The following is a 17726-nucleotide window of genomic DNA, read 5'->3' as shown; positions in this document are numbered from 1 at the left end:
ACCTCGACGGCTTCGCCGGGACGACTAGTGTCTCGTGATCCTGATCGTGTCAGTTTGAGTTGTTATTGACGAGTTTCTTCATGTTGGTTTGGACGAGGCGGACCTTCGCGAGGATCTCCTCGGCGGACGCGGTCCAGCTGAACGGATTCGCGTCCTGATTCCAGGAGTTGATGTAGTCGCGGATCTGCTTGACCAGGACGTTGACGCTGGAGAACGTGCCCCGGCGAATGGACTGTCGGGTCAGGATCCCGAACCAGATCTCGATCTGGTTCAACCACGAGGAACCGACGGGAGTGAAATGGAAGCGGATGTGCGGGTTCTTCTTCAGCCATGCCTTCACCTCCGGCGTGGTGTGGGTAGACAGGTTGTCCAGGACAACATGGATCTCCTTGCCGTCGTGCGGCTTGGTCGCTTTCTTCAAGAAGGCGAGGAAGTCCGCCCCGTTCCGACTCGGCTGGCACTCGCCGGTCACCTCACCGGTATGGACATTGAGGGCGGCGAACAGGTTGGTGGTTCCGTGCCGCACGTAGTCGTGGGTGCGCTTCTCGCCCGCGCCGAAGGCGACCGGCAGCACCGGCTGCGTCCGGTCCAGCGCCTGTATCTGCGTCTTCTCGTCGATGGACAGCACCACCGCGCCGCCGGGCGGGGCCAGGTACAGGCCGACGACATCGGCGACCTTGTCCGCGAACGCTGGGTCCTTCGAAATCTTGAAGGTGCCGTTCCGGTGCGGCTTGAGATTCTCCTCCCGCCAGACACGGGCGACGTAGTGCCAGGACACCGAGATGCCCTCGCGCCGCTTCAAGTGATCGGCCAGCGTCCGCGTGGACCAGTGCGACAGCCCCGAATCCGTCGGCGGAGTCATCTTCGTCAACGCAATCACGCGGCCCCGCGTCTGCGGCGGCACCTGATCGCGTCCGCCCCCGCGGCGCCTCTCCTCCAAGCCGGCCAACCCCTGGGCGGCATAACGGGCCTTGCACCGGTCCACCGTCACCGGCGACACCCCGGCCAACTCGGCAATGTCCTTACGCCGCCGTCCCTCGCCGGACCACAGCACGATCCGCGCACGCAGCGCCACATCAGCCGTCACGTGACGAGAGTTCGCCAACTCCCGCAGATCAGCCATCTGTTCAGAGGAGAGATCCATACCGGGCTCAACGATCAGGACGACCACAGGTTCCACCAACAGGATCACGAGACACTAGGTCGTGTCTCTCACTCCGTAGCCAGGCGATGATCGCAGCCAGCACGGCTGCAGAGCGATAGACGATCGCGAGTTGATGCCCTATGGATGTCAAACAGTTGATCTTGACTTGTTCATATTCGGTCGGAGCGTGACGATCGCCTGGTAGATCTCGCGGGCGACGTAGCGTTTGAGGCAGCGAATGGCTTCGCGGCGTATCTTGCCTTCGCAGACTCGCCGAGTCCTTCAACGCCACCTGCAAGCGGGAGACACTCCAGGGCCGCAGGGGCTGGGCCGACGAGCGCGAAGCCCGCCTCGACCTGTTCCGCTGGCTGCACCGCTACAACACCCGACGCCGCCACTGCAGCCTCGGGCAACGCAGTCCCATCGCCTACGAGACAGCACTCGAAACGACATCAACTCCCCTGGCCCCAGCCGACATAGCCCGTGTCAAAGATTCGTGGCAATGGACCTGGACAAGCCGTACAGCAACACCTTCGCACTCGTATGGCCAGCGGCAAGATAGCCCAGGACTCCCGGTTAGCGAAACCGGTGCTTCTGCGGATGCTTGCGTCATCTGTTGGGCCGCATGCGGCCCGTGGTCTAACGAGAGCGACGGAGTGGGTAGTGCCAGGGATGCACGTAGGGAGCACCGAGCCCCGAGTCAGAGGAGACCAAACCTGGCAGGACAGCGCTGCGTGTGCACGGTCCATTGAGGTAGTGCGAGATGCTGATCTCTTCTTTCCCGGGCCGACTGCGGATGAACAGCGGATCGGTTTGGCGAAGCGGATTTGTTCGGGCTGCCAGGTCAGGAGTGCGTGCCTGGAAGCGGCTCTGGAGGTTGGTGACGCGAGCGGCATCCGCGGTGGGATGACCGAGTCTGAACGGAAGGTTGCTCGACACTTTTTCGACCTCCGACGCGATCCTGAACGGGTTTCTGCTGCTCTCTCGGGGAAGGATGTGTACCTCACCAAGGGAGAGCGGGAGGATCTGATCCGGCGCGCTGTCGAGTCGGGGGCACCAACCCTGAAGCTTGCCCAGGTTCTCAAGGTGTCGGACGGGCATGTGAAGAAGCTCCTGCGCCGAGAGCGGAGGGTTGTTGCCCTTGCCAACGCTGGATCGCCTTCAACTTTCCGAAGTATCTGTGAGGCGATCCCTTCATGAGGGAAAATGATTCTCGCTGTACCGACAGCGAAGAAAACGACTGCTCATACCTGGGGGTTGGTCAAGCAGCTACGCATCTCGGTCTGAGTCGGCGCTGGATGTACCGCGAGTCCAGACGTCATGGGATTCCTCGCTATTACTTTGGCGGAAAGCTTCGGTTCAAGGTCGAAGACCTGGACAGTTGGGCGCGGCAGCAGAGAGTCTCCTGAAGAGGGGGCCGGGATTCATCCCGGCCCCCTCTTCCTGTCTACAGACCCTTGTTGAGGAGCTTCGCAGCCCGGCCGATAGAGGCCGGCATGAGGTGGCGGTAGATCTTGAAGGTCATGTTGATGTCCTTGTGACCCATCCACTCAGCTACATCTGTGACGGGGATGCCGCTGGATAGGCAGTTGGAGGCGAAGAAGTGGCGCAGAGAGTAGGCGGTCAGCGGCTTGGTGATTCCTGCTCGCTTCTTCGCGGCGCCCCACTGGTACTGGAGAGTTGTGTGCGCCCAATGGGGGGAGCGCTGCGTCCGGAGCAGATACCCGTTCGCGTCCACTCCGTGGTCCTTCACGAACCTGAGGAGTGATTCGCGGACGGACTCCGGCATTGGAGTTTCCCGGAACTCTCCGTGTTTTCGATGCTTGAGTCGTGCCGGTTTACGAGTGACACCGTCTATTTGTTCGGTGATGCGGTAGACGTCATCCGCGACCATACGCTCTGTATTGGCGGCGTACGCCTCGCCGTTCCGTAGTCCACTGCCGGACATCAGGTTGATGATGACACCCAACTCGGCGCTGCCGACGTCCTTGAGGGCATTGATTTCGTCCACCGTTGGGATGGTGATCTTTCGAGGTATGTACTCAGGTGGGATGACTCCGCTGATGGGATCTTCGGCTATGCCGCCTCGTCGACGGGCGTCAAGCAGAATCTTCCGAAGGATGTCGAACGCATTCTGTTGTGAGGCCAGACCTACACTTCTCTCCTCCATCGACATGATGAAGTCTTCGACCACTGTTGATGTGAACGAATGCATCCGGCGCGATGCGAGGGCCGGGAAGACAAGGCTGTTGAGTACTTGATTGATTGCGCGAACGCTGCCTTGTGCGTAGTGGCGTTGCCGAGTGAGCCACTTGGACGCGTAAGGAGCGAAACGCTCATTCCCGATCATGCGCCTGAGTTCCGCCTGTTGGGGCGGTGTATTGCGCTTCTCGTCGTAGATCTTGCTCAAGCGCTCAAGTGCGCTCGCCTGCGTCGCGTAGCCGGTCTCCTCGCGCTGACGTCCCGTAGCATCACGGTAGCGAATGACGTATGGGTGGGAGCATCGGCTCTTGCGCGAGCAGGCGCAACTCTTGTACGAACTACCCATTCCACGGACGAGTTGGGTCGCCAACGTGCACGTCTCCTGACTCTTGCTGGGAGCTTGCTGACCAAGGGGCCCTCAGCATGGTCCTGACCTGCGGCCGCGCCAAACTAAGAGACGTTGATCAACAACGTCATCGAGGCGATCGTCGCGATCACCGCGGGAACGATCGCCTCCTCCACCGCGCTGATCGGCTTCGGCTTCGACTCGATCATCGAAGTCTCCTCCGCCGCCGCGGTCGCCTGGCAGTTCTCCGCCCGCGAGCACGCGGTACGCGAGGTGCGGGAGAAGACGACGCTGCGGATCATCTCGGTGTCGTTCTTCGCGCTCGCCGGGTACGTCACCCTCGACGCCGTCCGCGCCCTGACCGGCACCGGCGAGGCCGACCGTTCCATCCCCGGCATCGTGATCGCCGCCCTGTCCCTGGCCGTCATGCCGTTCCTGTCCGCTGCCCAGTGCAAGGCCGGACGTGAACTGGGTTGCGCCAGCGCGGTCGCGGACTCCAAGCAGACCCTGCTGTGCACCTACCTCTCCGCCGTCCTGCTCGTCGGCCTGGTCGCCAACGCTGTTCTCGGCTGGTCGTGGGCCGACCCGATCGCGGCTCTCGTCATCGCCGCCATCGCGGTCAAGGAAGGCCTCGACGCCTGGCAGGGCAAGGGGTGCTGCGTGACCCCGGCAGTCTCGATCCCGGTTCCGATCCAGGAAGCGGACGCGTGCGGTTGCGGCTCGGGATGCGACTGCTGCTGAACCGCAGGTGGCCGGCCGCTGAGGCTGATCAACCCGTCAGTCACCTAAGTCATCGGTCGCATCGACGGCCCCGAATGTTCCAGTCCTGGAAGAAGCCAGCTCTGGAACGGGGCCAGCGCGGCCAGGACCAGGAACACGACACCGACCGCCGTGCTGAACACCGGTCCCAGCCGCCACAGCTTCTCGATGAAGATGACGACCGCGAGTCCGGCCATCGCCGCGATGTTCATGGTGCCCAGCGGTACGAGGACGACCATGAGCCCCCAGCAGCAGCCCACGCAGTAGAGCCCGTGGTGGGCCCCGACCCGCAGATCGCGGGCGTGCGACCGGTAGCCGGCGTAGCGCACGAGTTGCCCCATGGGGCTTCGGCAGTGGCGCAGGCACACGTTCTTCAGCGGACTGAGCTGATGGAGTCCGGCGAGCAGAAAGGCTCCGGCGCCGATCCAGCGCCCGGCGTCGGGGTGGCTGTCGACCAGGTTGCCGGTCACCGTGAGGATCCCGTAAACCACGACTCCGAATGCCGTCCAGGCGATCAGGTATCCGCCCACGAACTGCGCGGTCCGCGCTGCCCGAACGGCGCCGGACGACTGACGGCCGATGGCCCGGACCCAGGTGATGGCCACCGGCGACACGGACGGGAACATCATGGCGGCCATCATGATCACCCAGAGCAGCAGGAACAGCGGCAGGCCGAGGCCCATCGTCCCTGGCCCCATCTCCGTGTCGCCGGCCTGCCCGACCACGAGGAGCCACGCGAGCAGGGCGAGCAGCAGCATGAGGGACCAGGCGAGGGCCATCTCCCGGGCAGGAAGGAGATTGCCCGGCCGCATGGGCGCGGAGAGGGATGCCCGGTTACGGAACACGCTTCCAGGTCACCACAGAAAGCGGCCGCCGGCGAGGCATCTGCTCCGTCCCGGACGCCTTGGCTCTCCTGCGGCGCAGGGAGGAGGATGGAAGTGATGGCCCGTGTCACCGAGCGGAGCGGTGTCCCACGGCGGTGTATTCCCCGCGAGATTGCCGACCACCTGATTCACCCGGTGCGGGTCGCGAGGAGGCGAGGACATGACGGAGACCGCGAAGTCTGTTCCGAGGTGGCATGCGTCCGGGGACTGGTTCGACACCTGTAAGTGCAATGTGCCGTGCCCCTGCTCGTTCGCACAGCCGCCCACCTACGGTGACTGCGAAGGAGTCCTAGCCTGGCATGTACGCGAGGGGCGCTACGGCGATGTGCCGCTGGACGGACTCAACGTACTGATGCTCGGCTCGTTCGTCGGCAACGTGTGGGCCGAGCACTCCGATGCGTACGGGGCCGTCTTCCTTGACGAGAGGGCCGACGATGCGCAGCGCGAGGCACTGCAGATGATCTTTGGCGGTCAGGCCGGCAGCTGGCCCGCCGAAATGATCAGCATGTTCGGAGCCGAGATGCGCGGCATGGACTTTGCCCCCATCGAGGTGCAGGTCGACGAGGACCTCGGCGGTTGGAGGGCCACCGTTCCGGGCCGGGTCGAGGCGAGTGCGATGGCCCTCACCGGACCGACGACACCCGAGGGGGCGCGTGTGCAGTCCACCAACCTGCCGGGATCGGAGACCGGTCCGGGGCAGGTCGCGACCTGGGGCCGCGCGACCGCGGACCGCGCCGACGCCTTCGGCTTCCACTGGAGCAGGGAGGGTCAGTCCAGCAAGCACATCACCTTCGACTGGTCGGGTCCGACCTGAAGCCCGCCTCTTCGATCATGCCGTGGTAGGGCTGAGCGGTCTGTGGGAGTCTGACAACCGTGTGGTGCAGGCGAGGAAGCGGGGCCAGGGCTGCGGGAAGTGGCCAAGGAGTGGCCGGACGACTCTGGACGGTGCAGCACGAGATACCGGCGCTCAGCACGACGCAGGTGGTCTGATCAGGCACAACAGCATCGCGTGGCATCAGTCGGGCGCGCCTTCACCCCACCCCCACCTCCTCCGCCCTCGCCGGTCTTGGTGGCGCCGACCTCGCGGCCCGCGCCTCCGCCGAAGCCGAAGCCGAAGCCGACCCTGGCGACCGGGATGACGGTGATGCCGTCCCGCGTGGTCGGCTCGCCGTAGAAGGCGGTGACGCAGGCCCGGCCGCCGAGAAGCTCGGCGAGGCGCTCCAGCAAGGTGACGGAAGCGTGGGCCGCGCTCGGCTCCCCGGCCGGGCCGGCGGGCTGAGTGGTCATGCGGTGCCTCCCGTCTGGCTGCGTTCCGCGGTGCCGAGGATATGGGTGGCGGCGGGCGAGGGGAGGCGGGTCTCGGGGAAGGCGAACCCGTCGACCGCGGTGAGGGTGAACCCGGCCGCGGTGATGGCGGACAGGGTGTCACGGCCGGTGTGGCAGCCGCCCATCAGCAGCGGCCAGATGGTGGCGTCCACCACGCGCTGCACCCGCCGCATCGCGGGCGAGTCGGCTTGGACATGTTCGAAGAAGCGCAGTTGTCCGCCCGGTCGCAGTACCCGGTGCAGTTCGGCGAGCGCGGCGTGCGGGTCGGCCACGGAGCACAGGGCCAGGCAGGCGACGGCCGCGTCGAACGACGCGTCCTCGGCGGGCAGTTGCTCGGCTCGCCCGTCCACCACCTCCACCGGGACGGTGACCGTACGGGCACGCTGCTCGGCCGACGCGCGCAGGCGCGGCTCGGGCTCAACGGCGAGGAGCCGGGTCACCTTGTCCGGGTAGTGGGCAAGGTTCAGCCCGTCGCCCGCGCCGATCTCGATGACCTCGCCGGACAGACCGGACAGCAGGCGCTTGCGGTGCTCCGTGATCCCGGCCTTCTCCAGGGCCGGGCCGGCGACCTTCGCGTAGAAGCGGGCGAAGACCGGATGCTGCTTCATCTGTTGGGTCATTGCTGGTCACCGTCTTCCTCTGCGGCAGTGCCTCCGGGATACCATGATTTGCGGAGGTACTACATAGTGAAGTCACTTCACGATATGTCCGGGGAGGACGCGCCCGCCAGCGTCTCGCTGGACCGGCTCTTCGAACTGGCCGAGGTGCTCGGCGCGATGATGGCGCGCGGCGTCGCCGAGCGCGGGCTGACGACGGCCCGGGCGGGCCTGCTGTGGGCCCTGCTGCACGACGGGCCGATGACCCAGCGGGCGCTGGCCGCACGGCTGGGGGTCACCCCGCGCAATGTCACCGGACTGCTGGACGCCCTGCAGGCCGACGGGCTGGTGGCCCGCGAGGCACACCCGAGCGACCGGCGCGCGACCCTGGTGTCCCTGACCGCGAAGGGCCGTACGGTCACGAATGCCCTGCGGGGCAGCCGCACCTCCATGGCCGCCGAGCTGTTCGGCGACATGCCCGCCACGCAACTGGAGGCGTTCCAGGGCGAGCTGGAGGTCGTGATCGAGCGGTTGCGGGCGATGGGGTGAGCGTGCCGGATGCCGTCGCCGCGCTCAGCCCTGGGCCCCGTCCTGTCGGCCGCCCGGGTGCCACGGCGCGTCGGGCCGGGTGGCCAGCGCGTCGGCCGTCAGGCGGAGCGCGTACACGTCCCGGTCCAAGTCTGGGTCCAGGACGGGCCCGAGGTAGGTGTGGCCTGTCATGTGGCACCAGGCGGGCAGGTCGAGCGGGGCGGCCGGGTCGGTGGCGATGACGTGGACGACCGAGCCGGGCTCGGCACCGCCGATACGGGTGCACAGCCTCAGCAGGAGGGTGACGCAGAGAAGGCCGGTGCCGTCGACCGTGATGTCGGCGGCAGCGGAGGCCCTTCTCACAGCGCGGCAGCCGCCTTGAGCAGCGCGGTTGCCGCCGTTTCGATGTCCTCGGGTGTGCTCCAGCGGCCCAGGGACAGCCGCAGCGCCCCGAGCGCGCGGTCCGCATCGAGGCCCATGGCGGTCAGGACGGGCGAGGGGGTGTGGGTGCCGCTGTGGCAGGCCGATCCGGTGGAGGCCGCGAGGCCGGGTGCGGCGGCGAGGAGTTCGTGCCCGAGCGCGCCGTCGATGCTGACGTTCAGCGTGCTGGGCAGGCGTTCGTCCGGGAGTCCGTTGAGGTGGACGCAGCCGGGCAAGGCGTTGGCCAGGCGCCGGTGCAGACTGTCCCGGAGCGCCGCGATGCGGTCCGGTGTGCCGTCAGCCAGTTCGGCGGCGGCGAGTTCGGCGGCCGCGCCCAGCGCGACGGCGAGCGCGACGTTCTCGGTGCCGGCGCGCAGGCCGTGCTCCTGGCCGCCGCCGTAGACAAGCGCTTCGAGGGCGACGCCTTGGCGGACGTACAGGGCGCCGATGCCCTTCGGTGCGTACATCTTGTGGCCGACGACCGTCAGCAGGTCGACGCCCAACTCCCGTACGCCCATGGGGATTTTCCCGGCTGCCTGGGCGGCGTCGCAGTGGAAGAGCGCCCCGTGGGCGCTGGTGATGCGGGCCAGTTCGGCGATGGGCTGGAGGGCGCCGGTCTCGTTGTTCGCGGCCATGACCGAGACCAGGACGGTGCGCTCGGTGAGGGCGGCGGCGAGCGCCGCCGGGTCGACCAGGCCGTCGCCGTCCACCGCCAGGTACGTCACCTCGACGCCGTGGAGATGTTCCAGAGCGCGACAGGTCTCCAGAACGGCCGGGTGCTCGGTGACCTGGGTGATCACATGCGGGCGGTCGGTCCTGGCAGACAGCACGACGCCCCGGAGGGCGAGGTTGTCGGCCTCCGAGCCGGAGCCGGTGAAGACGATCTCGCTGGGCCGGGCCCCGATCAGGGCGGCGACCTGTGCGCGTGCCTGATCGAGCGCGTGGCGGGGCTCATTGCCGTAGGAGTGGCTGCTGGAGGGGTTGCCGAAGTAATGCCCCAGGTGAGGCAGCATCGCCTCGACCACCCGGGGGTCGACAGGGGTGGTGGCGTTGTAGTCCAGATAGACCGGCCCGCCCCGTAGTCCCGGGTGTGCGGGGATCACGCGGCTTCTCCGGTGGTCACGGGCAGGTCGGCGAGGCGCCACTCCAGCATGCCGTCGGACAGCCGTACGGCTCGCCTCCCGCGGGCGTTGAGCAGTCGTACGGCATCGTGGGCCAGGACGCAGTACTCGCCACGGCAGTAGGCGACGACCTCGGCGTCTGCGGGCAACTCGGCGATCCGGTCGGCGAGTTCCTCCACCGGGATGGAGAGCGCTCCGGGGATGTGCCCGGCGGCGTACTCCTGGGCAGGCCGCACGTCCAGGACGACGACCTCGCCCTCCTGCGCGCGGGCCAGCAGCTCCTCGCGCCCGACGCCTTGCGGCTGGTCGTCCCCGAGGTAGGCGGTGCGGGCGGCCTCGACACCTGCCTGATGGGTCTGGGCGACCCGGCGCAGCAGGGCATAGAGGGCTGCGACGTCGTCTCCGGCCAGCCGGTAGTGGATGCGCACACCCTCACGGCGGGTGGACACGAGCCCGGCCTGCTTGAGGGTCTGCAGATGCGCGGAGGCCGTGGTCAGGTTCAGCCCGGCCGCCTTGGCGAGGGCGTCGACGGTGCGCTCGCCCTGGGCCAGCAGGTCGAGCAGTTCCAGACGCTTTCCACTGCTCAGCGCCTTACCGGTGTGGGCGAAGGCGTCGTACAGCGCCGACTTGCGTGCGGGGTCTCCCATGGCATCCTCCATAAATCCATGGAATATTGTATCTGTGGGCGGGCGCCATGACCACCCGGCACCTACCGTGACACCAGGAGGACCTGATGGGCTTCGCCGACGATCACCTGATACCGCTGGTCGACGAAGGGCTGGGCAACAGCGCCTACCTCGTCGACTTGGGCGACGGGCGCGCCCTGGCGGTGGACGCGAGCCGGGATCTGCGTGCCCTGCGCACCGCCGCCGAGCGGCGCGGGCTGAGCGTCGCTTACGCCGCCGACACCCACCTGCACGCCGACTTCCTCACCGGCGCGCTCCAGCTCGCCGCCGACGACGGCGCGATGGTCCTGGCCTCCGCCGCCGGACACCGCGCGTTCCCGCACACCGCGCTCGCCGACGGCGACGAGACCGACCTGGGCGGGCTGACCCTGCGGGCCCTGGCTACCCCCGGACACACCGACGAGCACCTGTCCTTCCTCCTCCTGGACGGCACCCGCGAGCTGGGCGTCTTCACCGGCGGATCCCTCATCGTCGGCTCCGCCGCCCGCACCGACCTGCTCGGCGCCGAGCGCGCGGACGAACTCGCCCGCGCCCAGTACCACTCACTACGGCGCCTGACCCGGCTGCCGGACGCGACCGCCGTGTGGCCCACCCACGGCGCCGGCTCCTTCTGCTCCGCCCCGCCCGGCGCCGAACGCACGACCACCATCGGCGCCCAGAGGCGGGCCAACGCCCTGCTCGCCGTACCGGACGAGGACACCTTCGTACGGCAGTTGCTGGGCAGCCTCGGCTCCTACCCGGCCTACTTCGACCGCCTGGGCGAGATCAACCGGCGCGGGCCCGCGGTCTTCGACGCTGCCCCCACGCTCGCCGCGCTCTCGGCGGCCGAGACGCGCCAACTGCTGGGCGAAGGCGCGCAGATCATCGACGTGCGCCCCGTCACGGACTTCGCCCAGGGCCACATGCCCGGCGCGATCTCCATCCCGTTGCGCGACCAGTTCGCCACGTGGCTCGGCTGGCTGCTGCCCGACGACACCCCGCTCGTCTTCGTCACCGCTCCCGGCCAGGACCTCGCCGAACTCACCTGGCAGGCCCTGAAGATCGGATACGAGCGGCTGGCCGGACATCTGGAGATGGCCGCCTGGCAGGCGGACGGCGGGGAGCAGCGGACCGTCGACCTGCTCACCGCCGACCGCATCGCCGATCGGTCGGTCCTCGACATCCGGCAGCGGGCCGAGCACGTCGCCGAACACATCCCCGGGGCTGTCGGCATCGAACTCGGTGAACTGAGCGCCCGTACCGATGAGGCACCGGCCGGGGCCGTGATCGCCTGCGGGCACGGCGAGCGTGCCATGACCGCCGCCAGCCTCCTCGCACGCGCCGGACACGACGACCTCGCCGTCCTGGACGGTGGACCGGCCGACTGGGCCAAGGCCACCGGCCGCGCTCTGGAGGCAGGCGAGTGACAGCCACAGCCACCCCCGGCGGCATACGGCTGGGACTGCGCGCCAACCTCGCCCAGTTCACCCTGCTGGTCGCGGTCAACGCCCTGGTCGGCGGCATGCTCGGCCAGGAACGCACCGTCCTGCCGCTGCTCGCCGACGACGTCTTCCACCTGTCCGCCTACACCGCCGCCCTCACCTACATCCTGGCCTTCGGCACCACCAAGGCCATCACCAACTTCTTCGCAGGCACTTGGTCCGACCGCTATGGTCGCAAGCCGGTCCTGATCGCCGGCTGGCTGATCGCCCTGCCCGTGCCCGCCATGCTGGCCTGGGGCCCGACCTGGGGCTGGATCATCGCCGCCAACGTCCTGCTCGGCATGAACCAGGGCCTGACCTGGTCCACCACCGTCATCATGAAGATCGACCTGGCGGGTCCGGAACGCCGTGGCCTGGCCATGGGCTTCAACGAAGCCGCCGGTTACGTCGCGGTCGCCGCCACCGCCATGGCCACCGGCGCCATCGCCGAACACGCCGGACTGCGCCCCGAACCGTTCCTCCTCGGCGCTGCCTATGCCGTCCTGGCCCTGGGTTTGTCCACCTTCGCCGTCCGCGAGACCCGCGAACACGCTCGCACCGAGGCCGCCCAGAACCCCCAACAACCAGGCTCAGAAGCCGAGTTGACCACCGGCCAGATCGCCCGCCTCACCAGCCTGAGTGACAAGGCCCTGTCCGCCGCCAGCCAGGCCGGCATGGTCAACAACCTCAACGACGCCCTCGCCTGGGGCATCTTCCCCTTGCTCTTCGCCTCCCACGGCCTCTCGATCGCCCAGATCGGAGTCCTCGCCGCCCTCTACCCTGCTGTGTGGGGAGCGGGCCAGATGCTCACCGGCTGGTGGTCCGACCACATCGGACGCAAACACCTCATCACCGCGGGCATGCTGCTCCAGGCCGCCGCCATCGCCCTCGTCGCCGCAGGAACCACCTTCTCCGTCTGGGCCACTGCCCAGATCCTGCTCGGCATCGGCACCGCACTGGTCTATCCGACCCTCCTCGCTGTCATCGGCGACGTCGCTCACCCCGCTTGGCGCGCCCGCGCCGTCGGCGTCTATCGCCTGTGGCGCGACGGCGGCTTCGCCGTCGGCGCCCTGCTCGCCGGCATCCTCGCCGACGCCTACAGCCTCACCACCGCCATCTGGGCCGTCGCCGCCCTGACCGCCGCCTCCGGCCTCGTCGTCGCGATCCGGATGTACGAGACCCATCCGCGCACCTGAGGGCGTACGACGGATCGGTCAACAGCGCTCGCACCCGGCCCGGCACCCGCACACGCCCTCGGTCTTCGCCGCCGCGCCGGAGACCGGTAGGTGCACAGCAGCGTCTGCTTCGAATCGGCCCCGGCGGAGGCGGAGCCCAGCTCCCGCCCGGCCCGGCGCTGGGAGGTGGACAGGACCGGCATCACTGCCAGCGAAAGGGCCGCGAGAACGATCCCGGGAATCGAGCGGTTCGTCTCCCTCGTCCCTGCCGGAGCCCGCACGGCATCCACAGTGACGTAGGCGGCGCGAACGAAGAAGGAGCCGGCGATGATCCGCAGTGCCGCCTTCTCCCGCGCCTCGCGTACGGCGTGATCGCGCGCGGAGAACTGCCAGGCGACCGCCGCGGCCGAGGACACCTCGATGACAGAGCCGAGGCCGACCAGCGCGGCAACACCCCCGAAGAGGCGAGAGACCGACCCCGACGGTGCTTCACCAACCCTGGCAGCGGCGACCACGTCGGCATGCGCACATGGGGCCTGGCACGACCGGACTGGCGGCAGGGACCCGGCGAGCGGTGTCGGCGCGGCGTCGACCGGTTCCCCCGGAACGGCGGGTGTCGTCCCGACCCGATCCGGAAGCCTCCGTCGCATATGTGCAGATAATTGCGATTGCTTGCCTTTTCTACAACGATCCTGTGATCCCTGGCGTCTCATAGTTTGTGGTGCATTTCGCACCTGTTCCATCGGAAACACGGGGGATCGTATGAGTGATCGTCGTTTTGCCGCGCGCGAGGCGCGGATCCGGGCGGCCGAGGCCGAGTTCGAGAGGCACGTCCCGGTCCAGGCCGCCAACGGGGAGGAGACCGACCACCCGTTCGTGGCCAACTACTCCAAGGGGCTGCCGCACAACAAGTTCGGCGAGGTCGACCCCGCCGCCTACCATCTGCTGCGCCGGGCGCTGGCCACCGGCAGTTACGAGGACTTCGAGCGGATCCCGCTCGGCGACACCCGCAAACTGGTCAATCCGCAGGCCGGCGCATCCTTCGACCTTCAGGGCCCGGACGCCCAGGCACTGGCCATCCGGCCGGCACCGCGCATCGACAGTGCGGAGAACTCCGCCGAGGCGGTGGAGCTGTACTGGATGGCGCTGTGCCGCGATGTGCTGTTCACGCGGTTCGGTGACAGTGAGCTGGTCGCCGAGGCGGCCACCGAACTCAGCGGACTGTCGGACTTCCGGGCGCCCAAGCAGAACGGTCAGGTCACCGCGCAGACCATCTTCCGCGGCGACACCCGGGGCGACCTGGTGGGGCCGTACCTCTCGCAGTTCCTGCTCAAGGACATCCCGTACGGCACGCTGCTGATCCCGCAGCGCCAGGACACCCTGGTCCGCCCGGTCGACCACCTGACGACCTGGGGCGACTGGCTGGAGGTGCAGAACGGCTCCGAACCCGAGCCGGACGAGCGGGACTTCGCGGGCCGGCGGTACATCCAGACCCCACGCGACCTGGCGCACTACGTCCACTTCGACGCGCTGTACGAGGCGTACCTCAACGCCGCCCTCATCCTGCTCGGCATGAACGCACCGGTGGACGCGGGCAACCCGTACAACTTCTCCCGCAACCAGATCGGCTTCGGGACGTACGGCGGCCCGCACATCCTCTCGCTCGTCACCGAGGTCGCCACCCGTGCCCTGAAAGCCGTGTGGTTCCAGAAGTGGTACGTGCACCGGCGGCTGCGGCCGGAGGAGTTCGGCGGCCGGGTCCACCAGCAGCTGCGCGGGCAGCGCGAGTACCCGATCGACGGCGAAGTGCTGGACTCCGTCGCCGTCAAGCGGGTCTTCGAGAAGCACGGCAGCTACCTGCTGCCGCAGGCGTTTCCCGAGGGCAGCCCGACCCACCCCTCGTACGGGTCCGGGCACGCCACCGTGGCCGGAGCGTGCGTGACGATCCTCAGGGCATGGTTCGACGAGTCGCACATCCTGCCCGACCCGGTCGTGCCCACCACCGACGGCACCGCCCTGGAGCCGTACACCGGTCCGGACGCCGGCCGGCTCACCATCGGCGGGGAGCTCAACAAGGTTGCCGCCAACATCGCCACCGGCCGCAACATGGCCGGCGTGCACTGGCGCACCGACTTCACGGAGGCGGTGCGGCTGGGCGAGGAGATCGCCATCTGCGTGCTGCGCGAGGCGAAGGAAGTCACGCTGGAGAACGCGGTGTTCACCCTCAGCCGGTTCGACGGCACCACCATCACCGTCTGACGCTTCGACCGGCCCGGCCGACGCTCGGGGGGCGGAACCCCTTGGTAGCATCCAGGGCGACTGTTCTTGGGTTAGCTCGGGAGTGGTTGACGAGATCCCGTCCGATCGGAAGTTCGGGCGGGATCTCCGTCGTTTCCGGGTTGTGTTCGATGCGGTGTCCGAATGTGCGGGACGTCGCGGGTGGCTGCTGGTGGGGATGTCGCCGGGGAATCGGTGGTGATTCGGTGCGGGAGACGGGGCGAGGCCGTCGCCGGGCAGGCCGAAGCCCGGGACGTGGTGCGGTGGTGTCAGGTCGCCTGGGTGGTGCGGGTGCCGGCGGGCGGTGGAATCTACGAATGGCCGCCCCTGCTGTGGACCCGCGAACGCGATTACCACTTCTGCGCGGACGAGGCCGAACTGGAGGCGTGGGAACGAGCCTGGATCAGCGAACGCCTCACCCAGTTCCGCCGGATGCTCACCAGCACCCTGGACCCCATCTCCAGCTCTTCCCCAACAGCACCTGGGCCGAATACCTCACCGCCCAGGTACGAGCGATCGATTCCAACCTGGAGATGGCTTCCAGGCCCGGAGCACGCTGAACTGTTTCCGACAAGATACGGGCGCGGGACACCCTCTCGATGGGGCGAGCGCAAAGAGGCCCCCGGTACGCCTTCTCAGAAGGTGGCATCCTGCTGTTCCAGCCATTTGGTAATCAGCTGGTTTGTTTCCTCAGGCATTTCCTCCTGGATCCAGTGCCCGCAGTCCAGGCCGACAACTTCCACGTTGGGCACGAACTCTGTCAGGGTTTCGGACCTCGGGACCGCAAGGTCCCGGTCGCCGTAGATCATGAGGGCGGGCTGCTGGATGATCGGGTCCACGTCCGCCAGTTGGTGCCAGTTGCGGTCGAGGTTCCGGTACCAGTTGATGCCGCCCGTGAATCCCGACGTTTCGAACCCGGAGATGTAGACGGCCAGGTCGCTGTCGCTCATGACAGGCTCACCGAGCGGTGCTTCCGCTAGGGCGAGGTTGATAAACGCCATGCCCGGCTCAGGGGGCGCCGGGGGAACGTTCTTCCGGTAGAGGTTGCGGAGAAACTGGCTTGTGTTCGCATCGAACACGGCGTCCGCAACGCCCGGCTGTCGATTGAAGTGGACGAAGTAGAAGTCGCCGCCGAGGAACTGTTCCATGACCTCGATCCACGGCGTTTCACCGCGCACCTGGTAAGGCAAGGACAGGTTGATCACCTTGTTCACACGGTTGGGGTGCAGCAGGGTCAGTCCCCAGACGACGAACGCACCCCAGTCATGGCCGACGAAGGTGGCGTCTTCGTATCCGTAGTGGTCGAGGAGCGCGACGAGGTCGCCCGACAGGTGCTCGATGTCGTAGTCGGTCACTTCAGCCGGGCGGGATGAGTTGCCGTAACCCCGCTGGTTCGGTGCGATGACGTGGTAGCCGGCTGCGGCTAGGACGGGCATCAGATGACGCCAGGAGTGCGCGTGCTCAGGCCAGCCGTGGCAGAGCACGATGGGCTTTCCCTTGTTTTCTCGTCCTGCTTCGAAGACTTCGAGTTCCACGCCGTTGACCGGAACAATGGTGGGCTTGGGGAAATCGCTAGAATTGGTCATCGTGTTTCCTTATTGCCTTTCGGGGTGATTGGGCTTAAGGTGAAGTTCCCGAAGAGTTCGGGCTGTTGAATCACGAACTCTTTGCGCGGGGGACCCTGTGCGGAATGAAAGTCTGACACTGGGATCGCCGAGACGCGAGACGACGGTTGCGCTTCGTGACAGCGCCTTCTTGGGGCTCCCTATAAGCCTCCGCGGGCCTTGATGCCCTTGATCTGCGCGTTGACCGAGCGGTCGATCATGATGGCCGCTCGGACCTTGCCATCGACGCCACCATCCGCTCCAAGCGGGCCAGCCGCGTCTTCTCGGTACGGGCGGTGACCAGGCCGAGGTACAGGGCGAACTGGTCGGACTTGCCGAGCGTGTCGTAGAACACCCGCGCTGCAGGGTTCGCGTCGAGGGCTTCGACGAGATCCGGTGGTGCGGTGGCGTTCTTCTGCGAGGCGTATGCCGTCTCCCAGCGGCCGCCCGCCCGCGCCGCCTCGACCTCGGCCAGGCCGCGGGGGCGCATCCGGCCTGCCGCGATCAGGGCCTCGGCCTTGTCGACGTTCACCTGCGACCAGGCGGAGCGGGGGCGGCGGGGTGTCGTGCGCTGCAGAAAGTACGAGTCGTCGAAGCCTCGCCGCTGACCGTCGATCCAGCCAAAGCGGAGCACCGTGTCGACCATCTCTTCCCAGGTGAGCGACGAGATGCCGGTATGCTTCTTGGCGATCTTCACCCAGAGCGCGGCCTTCTCCCCGTGATGCTCTTCGAGCCACGCCTCCAGCTCGGCCGGGCTCGCGGGGACAAGGATCTCGACGCCGTCCTCGTGTTTCTGCATAAACCGCAGACTAGAGGCCATATAGGACAGATGGCGACCTACTCAAGCGACCCGCTCAGGCGACCTGACCGGTTCACTACTTGGCGAGCTTCGCCCCTGCTTGCCTCAGGCTTGGGATGTTGCCGTAGCGGGTCGGCGAGCCGACCGCAGGGTCTAGCCAAGGCGGCTACCGACACAGATGTGCTTGGGGCGATTCGACTCCCACAAGGGACCTTCGGGACCCCGCCCTGGAATATCGGTGGACTGGTGACCATTGGGCGGTAGTGCCACTCCCGTGGCGGGGGGGGGGGGGGCCCCCCGGGCCCCCCCCCCCCCCGCCGCCCCCGCCCCCCCCGATGGGTGCGCACAAAACGCCGATGGGGGTGTGCAGACAAAACGGGGGATATAACTGGGTTTCGC

At 67.6% G+C, this 17726-nt stretch carries 18 protein-coding genes and 2 pseudogenes; 9 read left to right on the top strand and 11 right to left on the bottom strand.

The window, feature by feature from the left end:
• Nucleotides 1-49: 49 nt before the first annotated feature.
• Nucleotides 50-1192: an IS630 family transposase gene (locus tag ACH4TV_RS31790; protein WP_398404195.1), complete on the bottom strand. Its 1143-nt coding sequence runs from the start codon at nucleotides 1190-1192 to the stop codon at nucleotides 50-52.
• A gap of 278 nt (nucleotides 1193-1470) precedes the next feature.
• Between ACH4TV_RS31790 and ACH4TV_RS31785 the strand changes: the two are divergent.
• The 3 genes and pseudogenes from ACH4TV_RS31785 to ACH4TV_RS31775 all read left to right on the top strand — a co-directional run.
• Nucleotides 1471-1896, top strand: a pseudogene (locus tag ACH4TV_RS31785) (hypothetical protein); the annotation flags it as partial.
• Nucleotides 1817-2344: a WhiB family transcriptional regulator gene (locus ACH4TV_RS31780; protein WP_398404579.1), complete on the top strand. Its 528-nt coding sequence runs from the start codon at nucleotides 1817-1819 to the stop codon at nucleotides 2342-2344. The pseudogene ACH4TV_RS31785 and the gene ACH4TV_RS31780, both read left to right, overlap by 80 nt.
• A complete protein-coding gene (locus tag ACH4TV_RS31775; protein ID WP_398404193.1) occupies nucleotides 2341-2553 on the top strand; it encodes a helix-turn-helix domain-containing protein in 213 nt (70 codons plus the stop codon). Before ACH4TV_RS31780 ends, ACH4TV_RS31775 begins: the two co-directional genes overlap by 4 nt.
• A gap of 38 nt (nucleotides 2554-2591) precedes the next feature.
• Here the strand turns inward: ACH4TV_RS31775 and ACH4TV_RS31770 are convergent, their stop codons facing one another.
• The gene (locus tag ACH4TV_RS31770; RefSeq protein WP_398404192.1) at nucleotides 2592-3554 is read right to left on the bottom strand and encodes a tyrosine-type recombinase/integrase; all 963 of its coding nucleotides are present in this window, start codon (nucleotides 3552-3554) and stop codon (nucleotides 2592-2594) included.
• A gap of 249 nt (nucleotides 3555-3803) precedes the next feature.
• Here ACH4TV_RS31770 and ACH4TV_RS31765 point away from each other — a divergent pair.
• Nucleotides 3804-4433 (top strand): annotated as a pseudogene (locus ACH4TV_RS31765) (cation transporter); the annotation flags it as partial.
• A gap of 44 nt (nucleotides 4434-4477) precedes the next feature.
• On the opposite strand, the gene ACH4TV_RS31760 reads toward ACH4TV_RS31765, so the two are convergent.
• Nucleotides 4478-5263 carry a DUF2182 domain-containing protein gene (locus ACH4TV_RS31760; protein WP_398404577.1) on the bottom strand — a complete coding sequence of 262 codons (786 nt, stop codon included), beginning with the start codon at nucleotides 5261-5263 and terminating at the stop codon, nucleotides 4478-4480.
• A 232-nt stretch (nucleotides 5264-5495) separates the two neighbouring features.
• Between ACH4TV_RS31760 and ACH4TV_RS31755 the strand changes: the two genes are divergently transcribed.
• The gene (locus tag ACH4TV_RS31755) at nucleotides 5496-6149 is read left to right on the top strand and encodes a DUF1326 domain-containing protein (protein ID WP_398404190.1); all 654 of its coding nucleotides are present in this window, start codon (nucleotides 5496-5498) and stop codon (nucleotides 6147-6149) included.
• Between the two features lie 176 nt (nucleotides 6150-6325).
• Here ACH4TV_RS31755 and ACH4TV_RS31750 read toward each other — a convergent pair whose 3' ends face one another.
• Both ACH4TV_RS31750 and ACH4TV_RS31745 read right to left on the bottom strand, forming a co-directional pair.
• Nucleotides 6326-6622: a spore germination protein GerW family protein gene (locus ACH4TV_RS31750; RefSeq protein WP_398404188.1), complete on the bottom strand. Its 297-nt coding sequence runs from the start codon at nucleotides 6620-6622 to the stop codon at nucleotides 6326-6328.
• Complete coding sequence (locus ACH4TV_RS31745; protein WP_398404186.1) at nucleotides 6619-7281, bottom strand: class I SAM-dependent methyltransferase; 663 nt, start codon at nucleotides 7279-7281, stop codon at nucleotides 6619-6621. The genes ACH4TV_RS31750 and ACH4TV_RS31745 overlap by 4 nt, the downstream gene beginning before the upstream one ends.
• An 84-nt stretch (nucleotides 7282-7365) precedes the next feature.
• Between ACH4TV_RS31745 and ACH4TV_RS31740 the strand changes: the two genes are divergently transcribed.
• Nucleotides 7366-7806 (top strand): MarR family winged helix-turn-helix transcriptional regulator, encoded by a 441-nt coding sequence (locus ACH4TV_RS31740; protein WP_398404184.1) that lies wholly within the window; start codon nucleotides 7366-7368, stop codon nucleotides 7804-7806.
• A gap of 24 nt (nucleotides 7807-7830) precedes the next feature.
• Here ACH4TV_RS31740 and ACH4TV_RS31735 read toward each other — a convergent pair whose 3' ends face one another.
• From ACH4TV_RS31735 to ACH4TV_RS31725, 3 genes are read right to left on the bottom strand one after another with little or no spacing between them, the layout of a single operon-like run.
• Entirely contained in the window at nucleotides 7831-8148 is a 318-nt protein-coding gene (locus ACH4TV_RS31735; protein WP_398404182.1) for a sulfurtransferase TusA family protein, read from the bottom strand.
• On the bottom strand, nucleotides 8145-9308 hold the full coding sequence (locus ACH4TV_RS31730) for a cysteine desulfurase family protein (protein WP_398404180.1): 1164 nt from the start codon (nucleotides 9306-9308) through the stop codon (nucleotides 8145-8147). The genes ACH4TV_RS31735 and ACH4TV_RS31730 overlap by 4 nt, the downstream gene beginning before the upstream one ends.
• Nucleotides 9305-9973 carry an ArsR/SmtB family transcription factor gene (locus ACH4TV_RS31725; protein WP_398404178.1) on the bottom strand — a complete coding sequence of 223 codons (669 nt, stop codon included), beginning with the start codon at nucleotides 9971-9973 and terminating at the stop codon, nucleotides 9305-9307. The genes ACH4TV_RS31730 and ACH4TV_RS31725 overlap by 4 nt, the downstream gene beginning before the upstream one ends.
• 86 nt (nucleotides 9974-10059) lie before the next feature.
• On the opposite strand from ACH4TV_RS31725, the gene ACH4TV_RS31720 reads away from it, so the two are divergent.
• Together ACH4TV_RS31720 and ACH4TV_RS31715 are read left to right on the top strand one after the other, a co-directional pair.
• Nucleotides 10060-11418, top strand: coding sequence for a rhodanese-like domain-containing protein (locus ACH4TV_RS31720; protein WP_398404176.1), 1359 nt, complete (start codon nucleotides 10060-10062; stop codon nucleotides 11416-11418).
• Entirely contained in the window at nucleotides 11415-12668 is a 1254-nt protein-coding gene (locus ACH4TV_RS31715; RefSeq protein WP_398404174.1) for an MFS transporter, read from the top strand. The genes ACH4TV_RS31720 and ACH4TV_RS31715 overlap by 4 nt, the downstream gene beginning before the upstream one ends.
• Here ACH4TV_RS31715 and ACH4TV_RS31710 read toward each other — a convergent pair.
• Nucleotides 12569-13162 (bottom strand): hypothetical protein, encoded by a 594-nt coding sequence (locus tag ACH4TV_RS31710; protein WP_398404172.1) that lies wholly within the window; start codon nucleotides 13160-13162, stop codon nucleotides 12569-12571. The genes ACH4TV_RS31715 and ACH4TV_RS31710 overlap by 100 nt on opposite strands.
• Nucleotides 13163-13409: 247 nt before the next feature.
• On the opposite strand from ACH4TV_RS31710, the gene ACH4TV_RS31705 reads away from it, so the two are divergent.
• Nucleotides 13410-14906 carry a vanadium-dependent haloperoxidase gene (locus tag ACH4TV_RS31705; protein ID WP_398404170.1) on the top strand — a complete coding sequence of 499 codons (1497 nt, stop codon included), beginning with the start codon at nucleotides 13410-13412 and terminating at the stop codon, nucleotides 14904-14906.
• 653 nt (nucleotides 14907-15559) lie between these two features.
• Here ACH4TV_RS31705 and ACH4TV_RS31700 read toward each other — a convergent pair.
• Nucleotides 15560-16510: an alpha/beta fold hydrolase gene (locus ACH4TV_RS31700; RefSeq protein WP_398404168.1), complete on the bottom strand. Its 951-nt coding sequence runs from the start codon at nucleotides 16508-16510 to the stop codon at nucleotides 15560-15562.
• Between the two features lie 235 nt (nucleotides 16511-16745).
• On the bottom strand, nucleotides 16746-17327 hold the full coding sequence (locus ACH4TV_RS31695; RefSeq protein ID WP_398404166.1) for a YdeI family protein: 582 nt from the start codon (nucleotides 17325-17327) through the stop codon (nucleotides 16746-16748).
• Between the last annotated feature and the right edge of the window lie 399 nt (nucleotides 17328-17726).

Source organism: Streptomyces sp. NPDC020898 (genome assembly GCF_044333925.1).
Lineage (GTDB): Bacteria > Actinomycetota > Actinomycetes > Streptomycetales > Streptomycetaceae > Streptomyces.
Note: the sequence above shows the minus strand (reverse complement) of the source record. Positions and strands in the feature narration are given on the sequence as shown.